We start from the raw sequence: 17,275 nt of genomic DNA, 5'->3' as shown, positions 1-17,275 counted from the left end.
CGGTACTTGCAGATGCCGGTCAGGCGCGGGAGCGCCAGGTGTCGACCAACGGCTTCATGAAGTCGACGATCTGCGGCAGCTGCGGCGCGACCACGAGGTAGGCGACGGCGCGCAGAGCGGCGACGGCGTTGACGAACGCCAGCACGTCGGCGTCCAGCTCGCGGAGGCCGTGGGTGCGGGCGCCGCGGTTGTAGGCGGCTTCGAGGTCGGGGCCGAGGGAGGCGAGGTCCCACTCGACCGGCCCGTACGTGACGAGCTCGAAGTCGGAGAACAACGGGCCGGTCGTGCTCGCGAAGATGTTCGCGGGCGGGCAGTCGCCGTGGATCGGCTGCAGTTCTACGCCGGGAAAGCGCTTCTCGAACTCGGCCTGGGAACGCACCACCGGTTCGAGCTCCGCCCATTCACGCCGGGCGCGGTCGAGATCGGCCGCGTCGAGCAGGTCCGGGTGCTTTTCCAGGAGGCGGAACGCGTCGGTGATGAATGCGGGGTCCGCTGTTCCCAGGAATGGGAGCTCGCCCGGATACCCTTTCAGCGCCGCGTGCAGTTCGGCCGCCTTTTCCGAGTTCACGACGTAATCCGGTTCACCGCTCTTGTCCTCCGGGACGAACGGCCAGAACGTGATGGAGAACCCGTCGCGCTGCACGGGTTCGGCCGGCACGTCGGGGCTCGGCGGGATCACCGGGACGCCCTGGTCCGCGAGCCACCGCGCCACGTCCAGCTCGCGCCGCTGGCGGGCGCTGGTGGCGTCGAGGTCCTCGGTGTGCGGCAGGACGACCGGCACGCGGGCCACGACCGGGCTCGGTGCCAGGTGGACGACCACCGAGAACAGCTCGTAGAGCACCGCGGGCTCAGTCACGGTGAGGCCGAGGTCGCGCCCCGCCGCCACGGCCGCGTCCCTGGCCGCGGTGGTGCGCCGGGCGATGTCGTCGGGGGTCGCGAAGGCTGTCATGGCACGATCGTGTCACGACAGCCCGCGCGGCCGCAGATCATTTTCGCGTCCCTGGGAGGACCCGGTGCCCGACCGCCACCTGATCGACGTCCACGTCCTGCTGCTGCGCGCCGGGCAGGTCCTGCTCTCGCTGCGCAGGGACACCGACCCGCGCTTCGACGGGGTGTGGCACCTGCCGTCGGGCAAGCTCGACCGCGGCGAGTCGGTGCCGGCCGCCGCGGTCAGGGAGGCCCGCGAGGAGGTCGGTGTCGAGATCGACCCGGCCGACCTGCGGCACGTGCACACCGCGCACGTCACCGCGGCCGGTGTGGAACCGCGGCTCGGCCTGTTCTTCACGACCACGCGGTGGACCGGGGAGCCGGTCAACCGCGAGCCCGGCAAGTGCTCGGCGCTGCGCTGGTTCGGGCTGGACGCGCTGCCGGAGGAGCTGATCGCCTACTCCGCCGCCGGGATCCGCGGTCACCTCGCCGGCACGCCGTTCAGCGTGCTCGGCTGGGATCAGTGACCGCAGCAGGCGTGGTCGGCCCACTCCGGTTCGTGCCACCAGTGCCTGTTCCGCGCTGACGGCAACGGCGGCAGCGCGTCGTCCGTCGCCGTCCGCTGCTGCGCCCGGTAGGGCTTGAGCAGGTCGGCGACGGTGTGCAGGCGCCCGCCGACCATCACCTGGCGCACGTCGGCCGCCGCCCTGATGTCCGCGAGCGGGTTGCCGGAGACGAACGCGATGTCGGCCGGGGCACCGGGCCGCAGCGACCCGATCGGCAGGCCCAGCCACGTCGCCGGGTTGCGGGTGGCGGTGATCAGCGCCTCCCGCGGTGTGAAGCCGAACTTGACCATGGCGCGCAGGTTCATGTGCGTGGCGGTGGCGGGCGCGTCGAGTGGCGCGTCGGTGCCGCAGATCACGAGGCCACCGCCGCGGTGCACGGCCAGCGCGAACTCGACCCAGCCGCGCAAGATGTGCAACGACGAGGAGGCACCACCGGTGTTCGCCTCGGCGAGGTAGCGCTCGTACTCCCACGGCGGGAACAGCACGCGGGTGCGTTCGTCCAGCACCAGCGACCTGTCCTCGGCGAACAGGGCGCGGTTGTGGAACAGGGTCGGGGTCATGGACATGCCGGTGCGGGTGAACAGCGCGACCACGTCCTGGTAGGCGCGGCCCTGGCGGGAGATCGTGTGCGAGTAGCCCAGGCGGTTGGTGGCGCCGACGTGCTCCATGCCGTTCATGCCGATGTTCGCGGCCGGGTAGAGGTAGTGCGACGACAACGGGACGCGGGACCGCTGCACGGCAGCGCGTTGCAGCTCGACGGGGAGCCGGACGTAGGTCTTGAGCATGTCGTAGTCGAGCTCGTGGGCGCGGCGCAGTTCGAGGTCGAGCTGGGCGCGCGACAGGGTCGGGCGCATGAAGTTGTAGTAGACGCGGGAACCGTCGACGGCCTCGCCGGTCGCGTAGAACCGGGGCCCGGTCAGGGTTCCTGCGGCGAGCGCCTCGCGGGTCTCGACCATCTGGTAGACCGGGTCACCGGGTGAGCGGACGGTGGTGATGCCGTAGGCGAGCCACACGTTGCCCTGGCGCGCTCCCCACGCCCGTCCGCGCAGGTGCCAGTGGTTGTGGGCGTCGATGAGGCCGGGGATGGCGGTCAGCGTGCTCGCGTCCACGTCGGCGCGACCGCGGTGCGGGCGGACGTCCGCGATCCGGCCGTGGTCGACCACGAGGTCGACGTTCTCGCGCAGCTCGTGCGCCTCGCCGTCCCAGTAAGCCTTGACGTGCACGACTTCGCGCTCGGGTGAACGCTGCTTGCGCCAGGTGAGGCCGACCCGGATGGTGCTGGCCTTGCCGTCCAGTGTGGACTTCCGCAGGCGGCCGTTGTTGAGGTACACCAAGGCGTCGTTGCCGTGCCATGCCAGCGAGTCGGTGACCTCGCGGGTGACCTGTCGCGGCGTGCCGAGGAACCGGCCCTTGCCGTCGACGGCCACGACGAAGGCGAGGCTCTCGACGACGAACGCGAGGTGCCGGCCGTCGGGCGACCACACCGGGCCGTCGTCGCCGCGGGTCGCGATCGACCGGAACGGCATCGGCTCGGTGTACCGCAGCTCGCCGCTGACGAGGTCGACGGTGAGGACCTGGCTGGTGCCCTCGCGGAACCGCCGGGAGAACGGCTTCACCGCGGCCAGCGCGACCACCGTGCCGTCGGCGGACCAGGTGGGACGGCCGGGCTGGAACAGCGTCGGGGTGATCTGGCGGCGACCGGCCGCGTCGACCACCCACACCTGGCCGTCCTGGTCGACGTAGGCGACCTTGGTGCCGTCCGGGGAGAACCGGGGCGTGGTCTGCGCGTGCGGCGCGGGCGCGTGGGCCTCGTCGGCGCCGGTCCGCAGGTCCCGCACGCGCAGCTGGGCGATGCCGGTGCGGTCGCTCGCGTACAGCAGCCGGGTGCCGTCGGGCGAGAAGTCCGGGTCGGAGTCGAAGTACGCGCCGTCGGTCAGCTTCGTGGTGCGGCCGTCGGCCAGCAGGTGCAGCGCGTTCAGCGCCCGGAAGGCGATCTTCGTGCCGTCGCGCGACACGACCGGGCTCGCGATGCCCCTGACCTGACCGCCAGTGGGGGTGCGCGCGCGGTGCTGCCGCGGGGTGCGCACGGGAACCGTTGCGCTGAAGGGGATGTCCTTCGTGGACCTGCCGTCGAACAGCCGGATCTTGCCGTCGGCGGTGTAGAGCACGCTGCCGCCGTCCCACAGCGGCGCGAACCCGAAGACGTCCTGCCCGGTGACGACGGCCCGGTCACCGAGCATCAGGTCGGCCTGGCCCGGTCGCATCAGCGTGTAGCTCGGCTGACCGCCCGGCCCGCAGCTCGCGCCGAACAGCTGCGCGCCCGCCGGTGCGGTGACCAGGCGTTCGCGGGTGCCGTCGAGCGCCACGGCGTCCACGGCCGCGTTGCCGACGGTGAAGACCAGCCGGCGGCCGTCGGGTGACCACTGCGGTGCGGCGGCCTCGTCCGGCAGGCCGGTGAGCTGGGTGACGGCACCGGAGGCGACGTCCAGCACGTGCACGCCGTAGCTGCCGCCCCTGTCGCTGGTGAACGCGATCTTCGTGCCGTCGGGCGAGAACGCGGGCTCGCGGTGGTCGTACCGGCCGCTGGTGAGCTGCCGGGGCGTGCTCCCGGCGAGGTCGGTGACGTAGAGGTGGTAGTTGCCGTCCCGGTAGGACTGGAACGCGATCCGGCCGCCCGGACCGAACGACGGCAGCGACGCGTCCTGCAGCTCGTCGGTCAGCCTGCGGGCGGTGCCACCGGTCGCGGGCAGCACCCAGATGGCGGTGACGAGGTCGATCGCGAGCCACCTGCCGTCTCGTGACCGGGTGACGGAGATGTTGGTGCCCTGGGTGAGCGTGACGACGTTGCCCGGTCCGGCCTGCGCCGCACCAGTGGTGGTGAGCGCGGAGGCGGCCGTGGCCAGGGCGGCGGCCTGGCCGGTGCGGGTCAGCAGCTCACGACGAGACAGGTCCATGCGTGGCACTCCCCCAGCGTTGACGCCCTGGAATAACCACACTGCCACCGCACCGGGCCGGCACCATCCACCGATCGGCGGTCAGGCCACCGCCGTGTACACCAACGCGAGGATCGCGCTGGGGCAGCAGATCGTGACGAGACCGACCACCCCGTAGAACGGCTCCTTCTTGGTGATCATCGCCGCCAGCGCGGCGACCCCCACCCCGACAGTGATCAACAACAACGCCAGCACCAGGTACGACACGGTCTTCTTCCTTCGCAACGGGAGTTCGGGTCACAGGCACGCGGATGCGCGTGGCGGTGCCCGGCACGAAGGTGTGGCCGGTGTCGTGGAGGTCGTGGTGCCGCAGTCGACGTCGTCGCGCTGCGTCGGCGGTTCACCCGTCCCGCTGACGGCGGCGGGCCGCCACGCCCACCCGGTGTCCGGTGCGGCGGGCGTGGCGGTGGCACCGTGCGAGACCGACACCCTGCTGGGCAGGTGCCGGTCCCCCAGGTCCTGGTGCTCCCGCTGGGCGGGCAGCAGCGCCAGCAGCAGGGCGAGCAGCAGCGCCGGCGCGGCGCGGTTCACGGTGCGGTGGCCCCTGCCCGCCTGCGCGCGAAGAACTCCGCGACCGGCTCGACGTAGCGGGCCGCGATCGGGCCGATGACCGCCATCAGCAGCACGTACGCCGTGGACAGCGCCGCGAGCTGCGCGCTGACCATGCCGGAGGCCACCGCGAGACCGGCGATGACGATGGAGAACTCACCGCGGGCCACCAGCGCGGCACCCGCGCGGGCCCGGCCCATCGGCCCGACGCCCTGCCTGCGCGCCGCCCACCAGCCGGTCGCGAGCTTGGTCAGCGTCGTCACCACGGCCAGCGCCACGGCGACGCCGAGCACCGGCGGGATGGAGCGCGGGTCGGTGTTGAGGCCGAACACCACGAAGAACATGGCGGCGAAGAGGTCGCGCAACGGCTCCAGCAGGCGGGTGGCGTTCTCCGCGGTGGAGCCGGAGATCGCGATGCCGAGCAGGAACGCGCCGACCGCGGCCGAGACCTGCAGCTGCGAGGCGACACCGGCGACGAGCAGCGCGGAGCCGAGCAGCTTGAGCAGGAACACCTCGTGGTCGGGGCTGTCGACGACGGCGGAGATGTAGCGCCCGTACTTCAGCGCCACGACGAGCACGACGGTGATGGCGAGCAACGAGATGCCGACGGAGGTGAGGCCGCCCAGGAAGCTGACACCGGCCAGCAGCGCCGTGAGCACCGGCAGGTAGACCGCCATGGCCAGGTCCTCGAACACCAGCACCGACAGGACCACCGGTGTCTCGCGGTTGCCTAGCCGGCCGAGGTCGCCGAGGACCTTCGCGACGATGCCGGACGAGGAGATGTAGGTGACGCCGGCCATCGCGAGCGCACCGACCGGTCCCCAGCCCAGCAGCAGCGCGACGACGGCGCCGGGGGTCGCGTTGAGGACGATGTCGAGCAGTCCGGCGGTCCAGGACTTCTTCAGCCCGGTCGTGAGCTCGGAGGCCGAGTACTCCAGCCCCAGGAACAACAACAGCAGCACCACGCCGATCTCACTGGCGAGGTGCGCGAACTCCTCGATGCCGTGCAGCGGGACGATGCCGCCCGCGCCGAACGCGAGGCCGCCGATCAGGTAGAGCGGGATGGGCGAGATGCCGAATCTCCAGGCCAGTCGCCCGAGCAGGCCCAGCCCGAAGAAGACCGCACCCAGTTCGATCAGCGCGATCGTGGTGTCGTGCACTGCGCTCAGCCGCCCGTCAGGATCTCGGCGGCGGTGTCGAGGCCGTCCGCGGTGCCCACGACGACAGCGAGGTCGCCGTTGGAGAACAGGAACTCCGGGCCCGGCGAGGGGTGCGCGGTGCCCTCCCGCACGACGGCGACGACCGACGCGCCGGTGCGGGTGCGCAGCGCGGTGTCGCCGAGCGTGCGGTGCGCGAACGCCGTGACCAGCAGCTGGCGCGTGGTGATGCCGGTGATGTCGCGGTGCTGCTTGCTCAGCTGCGTCACCAGCTGCGGCGCGCCGAGCAGCCCGGCGAGAGTGCCCGCCTCCTCCGGCGCGAGCGGGATCGAGGCGGCCGTCGCGTCCGGGTCGTCCTGTTTGGACAATATGAGCTCGAACTTGCCGTCGCGGTAGGAGATCACGCCGATCCGGCGGCCGGAGCGGATGCTGAAGTCCTGCCTGACCCCGATGCCGGGCAGGGGCGTCACTTCGACGTTCACTGGCGTGCTTCCTGACTTGGGTTCTTGGGTTTTCTAGGGTTCGATCAGCCCGGCGCGGATCGCGTACCGGGTGAGTTCGAGGCGGTCCTTGAGACCGAGCTTCTGCAGCAGGTTGGCGCGGTGGCGCTCGACCGTCTTGACGCTGATGAAGAGCAGGTCGCCGATCTCCTTCGACGAGTGGCCCTCCGCGACCAGCTTGAGGATCTCCTCCTCGCGGTCGGTGATCGCCCGCGACGGGATGCCGCCGCCGTCCTTGGCGCGGTCGAGGTAGTTGCGGATCAACGAGTTCACCGCGCCGGGGTAGAGGAACGGCTCGCCGCGCATCGCCGCCCGGCACGCCTCCACGAGGTCGCGGTCGGCCACCGACTTGAGCACGTACCCGGAGGCACCGGACTTGAGCGCCTCGAAGAAGTACTGCTCGTTGTCGTACATGGTGAGGATCAAGATCCGCAGGTCCGGCAGCAGCCGCGACAGCTCACGCGCGGCCTGCAACCCGGTGAGCCGCGGCATGGCAATGTCGAGGATCGCGAGGTCGGGCTTCTCGGCACGGGCCTTGGTGACGGCCTCCGCGCCGTCGCCGGCCTCGGCCACGACGGTCAGGTCGGGTTCGTTGTCCAGGATCAGCCGGACGCCGCGGCGCACCAGCGCGTGGTCGTCGGCCAGCAGGATGCGCGTCTTCACCTGGCCGGCACCACCAGACGCACCTCGGTGCCCCTGGCCAGGGCGGTGATCTCGACCTCGGCGTGCACGAGCAGCGCCCGCTCCCGCATGCCGCGGATGCCGGCGCCCTCCTCGGCGTCGCCGATGCCCCGTCCGTCGTCGCGGATGCGCAGCTCGACCCCGGCGGGGTGGTTCTGCAGCGCGAGCTCGACCGAGGTCGCGCCGGCGTGGCGGACGGTGTTGGTGAGCCCCTCCTGCGCCACCCGGTAGACCACCAGCTCGGTCTCGGCGTCGAGGTCGGGCAGGTCCTTCGCGAACCGCTTGGTGACCGTGAGCCCGGTGGTGATCTCCGCGGTCAACGCCTTGAGCGCGCTGACCAGCCCCAGCTCCTCCAGCACCCCCGGCCGCAGCCGCCGTGCGATGCGCCGGATCTCGTCGAGCGTGCTGCGGGTGGTCTCCTGCACCTGCCGCAGCTCCTCGCGCATGTGCGCGGGCGCCTGGTCCGCCACCCGCTTCAGCTCCAGCAGCACCACGGTCAACGACTGCCCCACCTCGTCGTGCAGCTCCTGCGCCACCCTCCTGCGTTCCGCCTCCTGCGCGCTGAGCGCCCGCGCCGAGCTGAACCCGCGTTCGGCCTCCAGCCGGTCGATCATCGCGTTGAACGTCGTGATCAGCTCCGCGATCTCCCCGTGCCCCTTGGCGGTCAGTCGCGGCCCCGGTTTGAGCAGGTCGATCGTGGTCATGGCCTTGGTGAGCCGGTCCAGCGGCGCCAGCCCGACCCTGATCAGCACCGCGTTGGCGACCAGCATGGCCACGAGCCCGGCCCCGAGCACGACCATCTCCCCGGACACCGCCCGCGTCGACACCGTCACCGGGCTGAACGCCAGCACGGCCGTGGCGATGATCAGGACCAGGGCGTTGAGCAGGAAGATCCGCCCGAACAACGACACGCGCGCCGCCTTTCCGCGATCACTTCCCGCCACGCCTTGCGAGGCTGACGGGCGCACCCACCACGTGTCCATCCGTGGCAACACCCATGTTCGGCCTGCATGGGGGTCAGCGCTGGCCGGATCTGCGTGCCCGCCCGGATCGTTTTCCCCGGCAGCGCGGGAGAAGGTGGAGACGTCTCGACCGCACGGCGACGGGAGGCGGAGATGGAGACCACACGACGACCGCGCAGACCCGCACTGAAACGGGCCCCGAGGTGGACGCTGCTGGCCGTGGCGTTCTCGTCGGTGGCGACGGGGCTGGTGCTGCCGCACACGCTGCTGATCGCGGCCGGCCTGCTGCTGGCCGGGTGCGTGGCACTGCCCTAGCGGGCGCGCCGACACGAGGACCACGCCGGCGGAGGCCGCCGCTGTCAGGCAGAAGCTGACGGCGGCGGCCTGGTCTTCCCGGTCTCACCGGTTTTCCTGGTCTTGCTGGTCCGGGTCTACCCGGACGTGGGCTTGCTCAGAGCGCCAGCGCGCCTTCGATGCGCGCGAGCATCGCGTCCTCGGCGTCGACGACCACGCCGTCGGCCTCGGCCACCTCGCGCGCGATCGTCAGCACCGCGGCGGGGAACGACCTCGCGTCCTCCGGCGAGCGCGTGGTGAGGATCTTCATCGAGCTGCGCAGCGCCTCGAGGACGACCGGCTCGACCTCCTCGTCGGTGCCGGCGGGCACGGACGGGCGGGCGGCACCCATGACGAGGCGCAGGTCGGGCGACAGGTGCGACAGGGCGCGCAGGCCGGCGAACCGCTCCTCCAGGACGGGGCCGGGGTCGGCGTGGGAGACCAGCAGCATCGCGCCGTACACGGCGGTGCGCAGCGTGCGGCTCTCCTCGTCGGTGAAGAAGATCATGGCGTCCACTCTATGTCTTGTGATCAGGCGATTTCGGCGGTACTGGTACGAAGACTCGCCACCGCGCCGGTGGTTGCTCCCGGCGGCGAAACTGCGACGTGGCTCATCGGGCAGTTCTGCTCAGCGCGAAACCTCTCGTCACGCGGCGTACAAATGACATCTCCGGGCGTTGACATGAGTTGTCAGCCCAACCCCTGGAGGATCAGCGATGACGACCACCGTGGCCCGCCCCCGCATCACGGTACGGCGGGTGGTGTTCACGCTCGTCCTCCTCAGCGTCACGACGCTGCTGTTCTGGGTGCCGTTCGAGGGCCTGTTCGCGGCGTCGGCGCAGTGGCCGGGGCCGGTGCGGCCGATCGCGGCCGTCGTGTTCGCCGCGGCGGCGATCAGCATGATCGTGCTGTTCACCCGCAGGAACTCCGACCGCGCCGCGCGGATCTCGCACTTCCTGCTGGGGTTCGTGTGGATCGCGTTCGTCTGGACGCTGCTCACCGACGTGGTGCGGCTGGTGCTGGCGCTGGCCGGTGTGGAGAACCCGTTCCGCGCGCGGTTCATCGCCGTGCTGCTGGCGGTGCTCATCGTCGCCGTGACGGCGTACGGCGTGCACGAGGCCATGCGGGTGCCGCGGGTCAAGCGCCAGGACGTGACGATCCCCCGCCTCGACCCGGCGTTCGACGGGCTGACCGTCGCCGTCGTCACCGACACCCACTACGGCGCGATCAACCGCGCGAAGTGGTCGCGGGGCATGGTCGACGCGGTCAACGAGCTGAACGCCGACGTGGCCGTGCACGTCGGTGACATCGCCGACGGCACCGCCGAGCAGCGCCTGGAGCAGGCGACGCCGCTGGGTGACGTCACGGCGGCGCACCGGTTCTACATCACCGGCAACCACGAGTACTACTCCAACGCCCAGGGCTGGATCGACCTCATGACCCGGCTGGGCTGGAAGGCGCTGCACAACGAGCACGTGGTGCTCGAACGCGGCGGTGCCCGCCTGGTGTTCGCGGGCATCGACGACATCACCGCCGACCACTCCGGCGAGCCCGGCCACGCCGCCGACCTCGCGCTCGCGTTGCGCGGCACCGAGGCCGGCGACCCGGTGGTGCTGCTCGCCCACCAGCCCTCCGAGATCCGCAAGGCCGTCGAGGCCGGCGTGGACCTGCAGCTGTCCGGTCACACCCACGGCGGGCAGATCTGGCCGTTCCACCACCTGGTGCGGTTGCAGCAGCCGGTGGTGGCGGGCCTGAGCCGGCACAGCGACCGCACGCAGCTCTACACCAGCCGCGGTGCCGGTTTCTGGGGCCCGCCGATGCGGGTGTTCGCACCGAGCGAGATCACCCTGCTGACGCTCAGGGCCGCATGAGGTGCCCGGTGTCGTTGAACCTGACCAGCCGCGGTGACCGGCCGGCCGTGTAGCGGATGACGGTGAGGGCGGCGTTGTCGTTGTCCAGCGTCAGCCACTGCTCGGGTGCGGCGTCGAGCGCGTCGCGGACGAGCCAGCTGATCAGGAACGCGTGCGTCACCACCAGCACCGGGCCGTCACCCGGCCGAGCGAAGCGGGTCTCGGCCTCGTGCGCGAGCGCGGGCCCGCGGGTGCGCTCGGACTCGGGGAACCGGTCGAAGAACTCGTCGTGGTCGGGGACGAAGTGCGGCACGAAGTCGTCAGCGGCCGCCTCGGCCCGGCAGGGCACCCCCAGCACCTCGGCGATGATCGACGCGGTTTCGGCTGCCCGCGGCAGCGGACCGTGGTGCACGGCGGCGAACCCGGTGCCCCGCAACCGTTCCGCGAGCAGCTCGGACTGCCTGCGCCCGTGCGCGGTGAGCCGCGTCTCGTCCTTCGTCGCCTCGCCGTGCCGGACCAGGTGGAGATCTCTCGTCACGACGTGCAGTGTGCCTTGACGGCACCGGCGGCGTGATGGGCGTATGTCGGTCCGCGGCGGTTCCAGTCCTGACCTCGGTTGAGGAGCTGCACCGTCAGGGTTCCGCTGCTCCGGAACCTGCCGGCGGTGACCCACTGCCCGCGCCGGTCGACCTGCTTGATCGCGAACGACGCGACCGGCGCGCCCCCGACCCCGTTGCGGTCGTACACGAAGTACACGGTCGGGTTACCGCCGACGGCGGTCAGGTCCCCGCCGGGCACGTGCACCGACACCTCGCACGTGCCGGCGGCGGCGAACGTCCACATCGCGTAGGACGACGAGTCGTCCCGCCGCGCGTCACCCGACATCGGCACCGACACGAACGCCGACCCGCACCTGCCGTCGCCGTGTTCGACCCAGCCCCGCCGCCCGTCCCGGTAGGACCCGACGCTGCGGTAGCCCCCGCACCCCGGCCCCGACGTCACCGTCTTGGCACCGCTGGGCGCGCGCTCGACGGGAGGCGGCGGCGGAGCGGGCGGCGGCGTGGTCGTGGTCGGCACCAGCCCGAGCGCCGAGGAAGCGAACATCGGGTCCGTGCTCGCCGAGGACTCCACCGGCAGGTCCTCCGCGGGCGTGATCGCGCCGGGCAGGTAGCTGTGCGTGGGCATCGCCTCGGTCGGCGCACCGGGCTCGCTCAACCCCACGACCGCGATGCCGGCCACGACCAGCCCGGCGGCGGCGACGGCGATCACGACGAGCCGCCGCTTCACCGGCGGCGGCTTCTCCTCCGGCGCGGGCGCGGTCTCCTCCGCGAGGGCCCGACGTCCCTGTCCCCTTGCGCGGACAGCGGCGATCAACGCGGGATCGAGCATCACGTCGGTCGGGTCGTCGGGGTAGTCGGTCGGCACGCAGCGCAGTGTGCCAGCCGCACAACACCACCCGAACGCGTGGTTGTTTCACGAACGGGTCATTCGCGTTCAATCCACCGCACGCAGTAGCAGCCGCTCGCCGGTTCGGTCGACACGGTGTGCCGGGAGCGTTCCCGGCCGGTGTGCCGGGATCTCGGTGCGCGGGCCGTCCCACGTGCGGTCATCGGGTCGGCGAATCGCCGGGAAACGGTGGTGGGGCGGGAGTCCGCTCACGGTCTGGACACACCTGAGGATCGCGCCGATCCCGCCGCGTTCCGCGGCAGGTCAGGTGTCGAGCGGCACCGGCGAGCAGTCGCGGAGCTCGCGGATCAACGCCGAAGCGACCACCCACCGGATCTCGTGGTCGTCGTAGGACAGGTTCACCGCTTTCACCGCCACAGGACCAGATGGGCCTGCCCGGTGCAAAGCGCCCCGGACACCGGCAACGGGAAAGGCACGCGCTCGAACAGCCACCGCGCCGCGCCGCAACGCCGGGCACAGCGAGAGCGAGGTCGAGACGCAGGGCACGCAGACGGGCGGGTCGACGCACGCGGCGCCGTCCGGCCAACCGGGCCAGTCGTCGCGGAAGTCCCGCAGCAGCCACAGGACGCCGTCGGCGTTCCGGTCCGCGGGCTCGCCGCACACCTGGCACAGCAGCATCCGCATCGCCCGCCGTTGCCGCAGCGGGTGCACCTTGCCGAACTCGGGCCGGCCCACCTCCCGGCGGAGTGCGGTGCGAACCCACAGCACGCCGCGGGCATCGCGGTCGCCGATCAGCTCGTCCTGGTACCCGATGCCGCAACCGGGTCGTTCCACCACCCGGCACGGGAGGTCCGGCTCAGCGCTCCAGGCGGTGACGTACGGAACGATCATGGTCTTCACGGCGCCGAACGGTAGGACTGCGCAGCGTGATCGGTTGTACAAAATGTGTGACCGCCGGCTCGCTACAGTGGCTGCCTGCGGAACCGACCCGGCGAGGTGGATGTGGAGCACATCGGTGCGCGTGTCCGGTACTGGCGGCTGAGGCGGCGGTTGGGGCGCAAGCAGTTCGCCGACATGGTCGGTCGTTCGGCGTCCTGGCTCGACAAGGTGGAGACGGGGGAACGCGGGCTGACCCGGCTCCCGGTGATCCAGCGCGTCGCCGAGGTGCTGGACCTCGACCCGGCCGTGCTGACCGACGACGTCCGCGACCGGCGTGCCCGGCGGTGCGTCGACGGTGGCGAGGTCCGCGCGATCCGCCAGGCCCTGGCGAACCACCCCGGGCTCTGCGGCCCGTCGGTGCCGGACCTGGCGGCGGTGGCGCGGCAGGCGACCTATCTCGACCACGCGTGGAGCATGTCCCGCTTCTCCGTCCTCTCCCGGCACCTGCCCGAGCTGATGGGCAGTGCCCAGGCGGCGGCGGACCTCGCGACCGGGGCCGACGAACCGGCCGCGCACCGGGTGCTGGTGACCGTGTACCGGTTGGCCTCGTCGATGCTGCTCAAGTTCGGCGACGACGACATCGCCTGGCTGGCCGCGGACCGCGCTCTGCACGTGGCGATGCGGACCGGGGACACCTGGTCGCTGGCCCGCGCGACCCGCAGCACCGCTCGTGCGATGACGGGTGTGCACGAGCAGGCGCAGGCGGTCGCGACGTTGCTGGCGATGGCGGACCGGATGCGCGGTGAGGTGAGCGCCGCCCCGGCGGACCTGTTGGCGCTGCACGGCATGCTGTACCTCGCTGCGTCGATCGTCGCGGCCGAGCGGGAGGACGCCGATCTTGCCCAGGACGTGCACGACGCCGCCCTGGCGGCCGCGCGGACGATGCGGCCGGAGCACAACGACCACGGGACGTGCTTCGGCGTGACCAACACGCAGATCCACCGCGTCTCGGCCCTGGTGCGGCTGCACGACTGCGGCCGAGCACTGGAGTTCGCCGCCACCATCAGCCCACGCGAGGTGAAGGCCTTGTCCGTCGAGCGCCAGGCCGGCTACCTGCTGGACCTCACCAGGGCGCACGCGGGCGTCGGGGACCACCGGCAGGCCGCGCGCCTGTTGGGCAAGGCCGAGCAGATCGCACCCGAAGAGGTCCGTTGCCGACCGTTGGCGCACGGCCTGCTCCGCGCACTGGTGAACCACACCTCGGGCGAACCGGCGAGGCTGGTGCGGCGGATGGCCGGCCGAGCGGGAGTCGAGGCATGAGCGCCCCGGTGCTCTACCTCGTGGTCTGCGGAGCCGGACCCGCTGACCACGTGGACCGCGTTGTCGAACTGGCGCAGGCCGAGGGGTGGGACGTGTGGTGCGTCGCCACACCGGCCGCCGTCGAGCACTTCCTCGACCTCGACGCCCTCGAAGCGTTGTGCGGCCACCCGGTGCGAACGGGTCACCAGCGGACAGGACAGCCGGCACTGCCCCCGGCGGCGGCGGTGGTCGTCGCTCCCGCCACCTACAACACGATCAACAAGTGGGCGAGCGGGATCGCGGACACCTACGTCCTCACCCAGCTCGCCGAGCTCACCGGTCTGGGCGTGCCGATCGCCGTGCTGCCGTTCGTGAACACGGCGCTCGCGAACAACCGCGCGTTCCACCGCAGCGTCGCGGAGCTGCGCGAGTCCGGCGTGACGGTGCTGTTCGGCGAGGGCGGCTTCGTGCCGCACCCGCCGCGAACCGGCGGCCAGGCCGTGGAGCACTACCCGTGGAACGCGGCACTGGACGCGGTCAGGAGCGCACGCCACTCCTCATCCGCCCGGCCACCAGCAGCAACACCAGCCCGAGCACGCACATCCCGAGCGTGAACGCGTACACCGACCGGAACCCGATCCCCTGCGCCACCCCGAGCAGCGGCCCCGCGATCATGGTGCCCACGATCTGCGTGTTGCTGAACATCGTCGTGGTGTGACCGGGCCGGCCGGGGTCGAGGCTCTGGAAGTACGTGATCCCCACGCCCATGATCAGCGAGATGACCGTGGCGTGCAGCAGCTGCGCGGCCATCACCTGCCAGACGGAGTCAGCGACGAGCATGACTCCGTGGTAGCCCAACGAGATCGCGGCGCCGATGACGACCATCATGTGCAGCGACTTGCGGTTGGCCAGTGCGCCGAACCAGAGCATCATCGGGATCTCCAGCGCCGCGCACAGGCCCATCACCAGGCCCGCGTCGCCCGCGGTGCCCTCCAGGTTCGTGGTGACGAACAACGGCAGGCCGCTCACCGCCAGCGCGACGGAGCCCTGCAGGAACGTGAACGCCACCGAGACCACCGAGATGCGGCCGCGCGACGGGCCGGCGGGTGCCTCGTCCTCGACCACCTCCTGCGAGGCCTCGGCGGGCACGGGCAGGAACCAGGCGATCACGGCCACGCCGAGCTGCAGCGCGGCGGTCGAGGCGAACAGGCCGAACCAGCCGACCTTCGACACGAGCAGCGCGGCCACCGGCGGGCCGGCCACCCAGGCGACCGACAGCAGGGTGCGCAGGACGCTGACGACCATCGACGGGCCCTGCGAGACCGCGCGGCCGTAGGCGAACAGCTGTGGCAGCAGGGAGGAGGTGATCGCGATGAACAGCACCGAGGTGCCGAGCAGGAACCAGTAGTCGCGCGACACGGCGAACAGGCCGTAGCCGACCGCGCCCGCGACACCGCCCGCCACGAGCATGAACCGGCGCTGCACGCGGCCGTCGGACAGCCTGCCCATGACCGTGCTGGCGACCACCGACGCGATCGGTGAGGCCAGCAGGAAGAAGCCGAGCTGGAAGGGCGTGACCCCGATCTCGGAGGTCAGGAACAGCGAGCCGAACGGCAGCGCGAACGCCATCGACACACCGGTGACGACGCTGATCACCGCGAGCTGGAAGAAGGAACGGGACAGGAGCGGCGAGGGGGTTTTCTCGCTGATTGCCGTCACGAACGGATACTGCCTCCTGGCCGGTGAATCAGGAAACCAAATATCCCACTGTGCGGGCAACATCTCACACGACGACGACCGCGCCGTCGCGACGGTGATCTCCACCACCCCTGAGCAGGCCGGATCCGGTGCGCTGCACGACCTGGCAGCCGCCGAAGAACATGTTCGGCGCGCGGAAGAACGTCACCGGCAGTTCACTTTCCGGTCGAATTCCCGGTTCCACGTGGAGGTGGTCGCCGCTCAGGTGCAGGCGGGGTGCGTCGACCGCTTCCTGCGCGGGCATCCCGCGGTCCAGGACGTTCACGAGCACCTGCAGGATCGCGCCGCTGATGCGGCTGGACCCGGCGCTGCCGAGCACCAGTTCCACACCGTCGCGGCCGGTCACGACGGTCGGCGACATCATCGACGGCAGCCGGTCGCCGGGTGCGTGGCTGAAGAAGCCGTCGGGCGAGAGCTCCTCCTCGCCCATCATGTTGTTGAGGTGCACGCCGGCGATCGCGATGCCGGAGCCGGCGCCGTTCGTGGTCGTGACCGAGCACGCGGTGCCGTCGGCGTCCAGCACCGAGATGTGCGTGGTCGAGCCGAGCCGGTTGAGGGGCACCTTCGGCGTGGCCATCGCGCGGATCAGGTCGGCCTGCGACGGGTTGTCCGGCACCGTCTCCAGCATCTGCGCGAGCAACGCACCACCCGCGGCGGGCGGTGGGTTCGTGTGGACGTCACGGCCGCGGTGCCGCGCGTGCAACGGCTCGCGTTCGATGACCTCGTACGCCGCGAGGTCCGCCCTCGTGAGGTCACCGCCCGAGGAGCCGATGCGGTCGGCGATCGTGGCCGCGATGTCGCCGGTGTAGAACGGCTCGGCACCGTCCTGTCCCAGGCGCAGCAGGGACTCGGCGAGTTCGGGCTGCACGAGCAGCTCGCCTTCGGACAGCGCGGTGAGCCCCGCGCTGCGGGCCAGCGGCAACAGGATCGAGGTGACGTAGGCCTGGTAGCGGTTCACGCGGTGGCCCTCCCGCGCGTGCATCGCCGCCGTGGCCACGAGTTCGCTCAACGGCGCCGTGCCGTACCGGGCGGCGGCGGCCGCACCGGCGGGCATCCCGAACGCGGCGACCGACGACGGGCCGACGTGGAACTCCTGCTGGGCGTCGCCGAACCGGACCACGATCGGGTCGAGCGGCGCCCGCTCCGCCGTGGCGCCGCGACCGGGTGCCTGGGCGGAGAAGTCCAGCAGCACAGGGGGTTTCCCGGCCGGCGCGATCATCATGTACCCGGCCGCACCCAGACCCGTGAGCAGCGGCTCGGTCACGCACGACGTGAGCATCGCCGCGACGGCCGCGTCCACGGCGTTCCCACCGGCGCGCAGCAGCGCCGCACCTGCCTCTGCGGTGAGCGGGTGACCCGCCGCGATCGCTCCACGCACCGTTGTCGACCTCCACTGAAGAGACCGTCAACGGTA

Annotated in this window: 19 protein-coding genes; 5 read left to right on the top strand and 14 right to left on the bottom strand. The window is 71.6% G+C overall.

Annotated elements, in window-relative coordinates:
• Positions 1–19 precede the first annotated feature (19 nt).
• Positions 20–949, bottom strand: a complete 930-nt coding sequence (locus tag AB0A63_RS09695; protein WP_360387646.1) for a phosphotransferase — start codon at positions 947–949, stop codon at positions 20–22.
• A 64-nt stretch (positions 950–1,013) separates the two neighbouring features.
• On the opposite strand from AB0A63_RS09695, the gene AB0A63_RS09690 reads away from it, so the two are divergent.
• Positions 1,014–1,454: an NUDIX domain-containing protein gene (locus AB0A63_RS09690; protein ID WP_360387645.1), complete on the top strand. Its 441-nt coding sequence runs from the start codon at positions 1,014–1,016 to the stop codon at positions 1,452–1,454.
• Here AB0A63_RS09690 and AB0A63_RS09685 read toward each other — a convergent pair.
• From AB0A63_RS09685 to AB0A63_RS09655, 7 genes are all read right to left on the bottom strand, one after another.
• Positions 1,448–4,447, bottom strand: coding sequence for a DPP IV N-terminal domain-containing protein (locus AB0A63_RS09685; RefSeq protein ID WP_360387643.1), 3,000 nt, complete (start codon positions 4,445–4,447; stop codon positions 1,448–1,450). The two genes, AB0A63_RS09690 and AB0A63_RS09685, sit on opposite strands and share 7 nt — an antisense overlap.
• 81 nt (positions 4,448–4,528) lie before the next feature.
• Positions 4,529–4,693 carry a hypothetical protein gene (locus tag AB0A63_RS09680; RefSeq protein ID WP_360387640.1) on the bottom strand — a complete coding sequence of 55 codons (165 nt, stop codon included), beginning with the start codon at positions 4,691–4,693 and terminating at the stop codon, positions 4,529–4,531.
• 30 nt (positions 4,694–4,723) lie between these two features.
• Positions 4,724–5,017 carry a hypothetical protein gene (locus AB0A63_RS09675; protein ID WP_360387638.1) on the bottom strand — a complete coding sequence of 98 codons (294 nt, stop codon included), beginning with the start codon at positions 5,015–5,017 and terminating at the stop codon, positions 4,724–4,726.
• Positions 5,014–6,195 (bottom strand): cation:proton antiporter, encoded by a 1,182-nt coding sequence (locus AB0A63_RS09670; RefSeq protein ID WP_360387635.1) that lies wholly within the window; start codon positions 6,193–6,195, stop codon positions 5,014–5,016. The genes AB0A63_RS09675 and AB0A63_RS09670 overlap by 4 nt, the downstream gene beginning before the upstream one ends.
• A gap of 5 nt (positions 6,196–6,200) precedes the next feature.
• On the bottom strand, positions 6,201–6,674 hold the full coding sequence (locus AB0A63_RS09665; RefSeq protein WP_360387633.1) for a TrkA C-terminal domain-containing protein: 474 nt from the start codon (positions 6,672–6,674) through the stop codon (positions 6,201–6,203).
• Positions 6,675–6,707: 33 nt separating this feature from the next.
• Positions 6,708–7,355: a response regulator transcription factor gene (locus AB0A63_RS09660; RefSeq protein ID WP_360387631.1), complete on the bottom strand. Its 648-nt coding sequence runs from the start codon at positions 7,353–7,355 to the stop codon at positions 6,708–6,710.
• A complete protein-coding gene (locus AB0A63_RS09655; protein ID WP_360387628.1) occupies positions 7,352–8,317 on the bottom strand; it encodes a sensor histidine kinase in 966 nt (321 codons plus the stop codon). Before AB0A63_RS09655 ends, AB0A63_RS09660 begins: the two co-directional genes overlap by 4 nt.
• 171 nt (positions 8,318–8,488) lie before the next feature.
• On the opposite strand from AB0A63_RS09655, the gene AB0A63_RS09650 reads away from it, so the two are divergent.
• On the top strand, positions 8,489–8,650 hold the full coding sequence (locus AB0A63_RS09650) for a hypothetical protein (protein WP_360387625.1): 162 nt from the start codon (positions 8,489–8,491) through the stop codon (positions 8,648–8,650).
• Positions 8,651–8,786: 136 nt separating this feature from the next.
• On the opposite strand, the gene AB0A63_RS09645 is transcribed toward AB0A63_RS09650, so the two are convergent.
• Positions 8,787–9,176, bottom strand: a complete 390-nt coding sequence (locus AB0A63_RS09645; RefSeq protein ID WP_360387623.1) for a hypothetical protein — start codon at positions 9,174–9,176, stop codon at positions 8,787–8,789.
• A gap of 208 nt (positions 9,177–9,384) precedes the next feature.
• Here AB0A63_RS09645 and AB0A63_RS09640 point away from each other — a divergent pair, with 208 nt between their 5' ends.
• Positions 9,385–10,539 (top strand): metallophosphoesterase, encoded by a 1,155-nt coding sequence (locus AB0A63_RS09640; protein WP_360387621.1) that lies wholly within the window; start codon positions 9,385–9,387, stop codon positions 10,537–10,539.
• Here the strand turns inward: AB0A63_RS09640 and AB0A63_RS09635 are convergent.
• From AB0A63_RS09635 to AB0A63_RS09625, 3 genes are all read right to left on the bottom strand, one after another.
• Positions 10,526–11,056 carry a histidine phosphatase family protein gene (locus AB0A63_RS09635; RefSeq protein WP_360387618.1) on the bottom strand — a complete coding sequence of 177 codons (531 nt, stop codon included), beginning with the start codon at positions 11,054–11,056 and terminating at the stop codon, positions 10,526–10,528. The genes AB0A63_RS09640 and AB0A63_RS09635 overlap by 14 nt on opposite strands.
• Positions 11,053–11,943, bottom strand: a complete 891-nt coding sequence (locus AB0A63_RS09630) for a hypothetical protein (RefSeq protein ID WP_360387615.1) — start codon at positions 11,941–11,943, stop codon at positions 11,053–11,055. The genes AB0A63_RS09635 and AB0A63_RS09630 overlap by 4 nt, the downstream gene beginning before the upstream one ends.
• 285 nt (positions 11,944–12,228) lie before the next feature.
• Complete coding sequence (locus AB0A63_RS09625) at positions 12,229–12,825, bottom strand: hypothetical protein (RefSeq protein WP_360387612.1); 597 nt, start codon at positions 12,823–12,825, stop codon at positions 12,229–12,231.
• Positions 12,826–12,921: 96 nt separating this feature from the next.
• Between AB0A63_RS09625 and AB0A63_RS09620 the strand changes: the two genes are divergently transcribed.
• Both AB0A63_RS09620 and AB0A63_RS09615 read left to right on the top strand, forming a co-directional pair.
• Positions 12,922–14,124, top strand: a complete 1,203-nt coding sequence (locus AB0A63_RS09620) for a helix-turn-helix transcriptional regulator (RefSeq protein WP_360387610.1) — start codon at positions 12,922–12,924, stop codon at positions 14,122–14,124.
• Positions 14,121–14,717 (top strand): flavoprotein, encoded by a 597-nt coding sequence (locus AB0A63_RS09615; RefSeq protein ID WP_360387607.1) that lies wholly within the window; start codon positions 14,121–14,123, stop codon positions 14,715–14,717. The genes AB0A63_RS09620 and AB0A63_RS09615 overlap by 4 nt, the downstream gene beginning before the upstream one ends.
• On the opposite strand, the gene AB0A63_RS09610 is transcribed toward AB0A63_RS09615, so the two are convergent.
• Both AB0A63_RS09610 and AB0A63_RS09605 read right to left on the bottom strand, forming a co-directional pair.
• A complete protein-coding gene (locus AB0A63_RS09610) occupies positions 14,641–15,822 on the bottom strand; it encodes a sugar efflux transporter (protein ID WP_360387604.1) in 1,182 nt (393 codons plus the stop codon). The two genes, AB0A63_RS09615 and AB0A63_RS09610, sit on opposite strands and share 77 nt — an antisense overlap.
• A 64-nt stretch (positions 15,823–15,886) precedes the next feature.
• On the bottom strand, positions 15,887–17,239 hold the full coding sequence (locus tag AB0A63_RS09605; protein WP_360387601.1) for a gamma-glutamyltransferase: 1,353 nt from the start codon (positions 17,237–17,239) through the stop codon (positions 15,887–15,889).
• Positions 17,240–17,275: the final 36 nt, after the last annotated feature.

The organism is Lentzea sp. NPDC042327 (assembly GCF_040647275.1).
Lineage (GTDB): Bacteria > Actinomycetota > Actinomycetes > Mycobacteriales > Pseudonocardiaceae > Lentzea.
The sequence above is the reverse complement of the archived record's forward strand: the minus strand, read 5'-3'. Positions and strand labels throughout refer to the sequence as shown.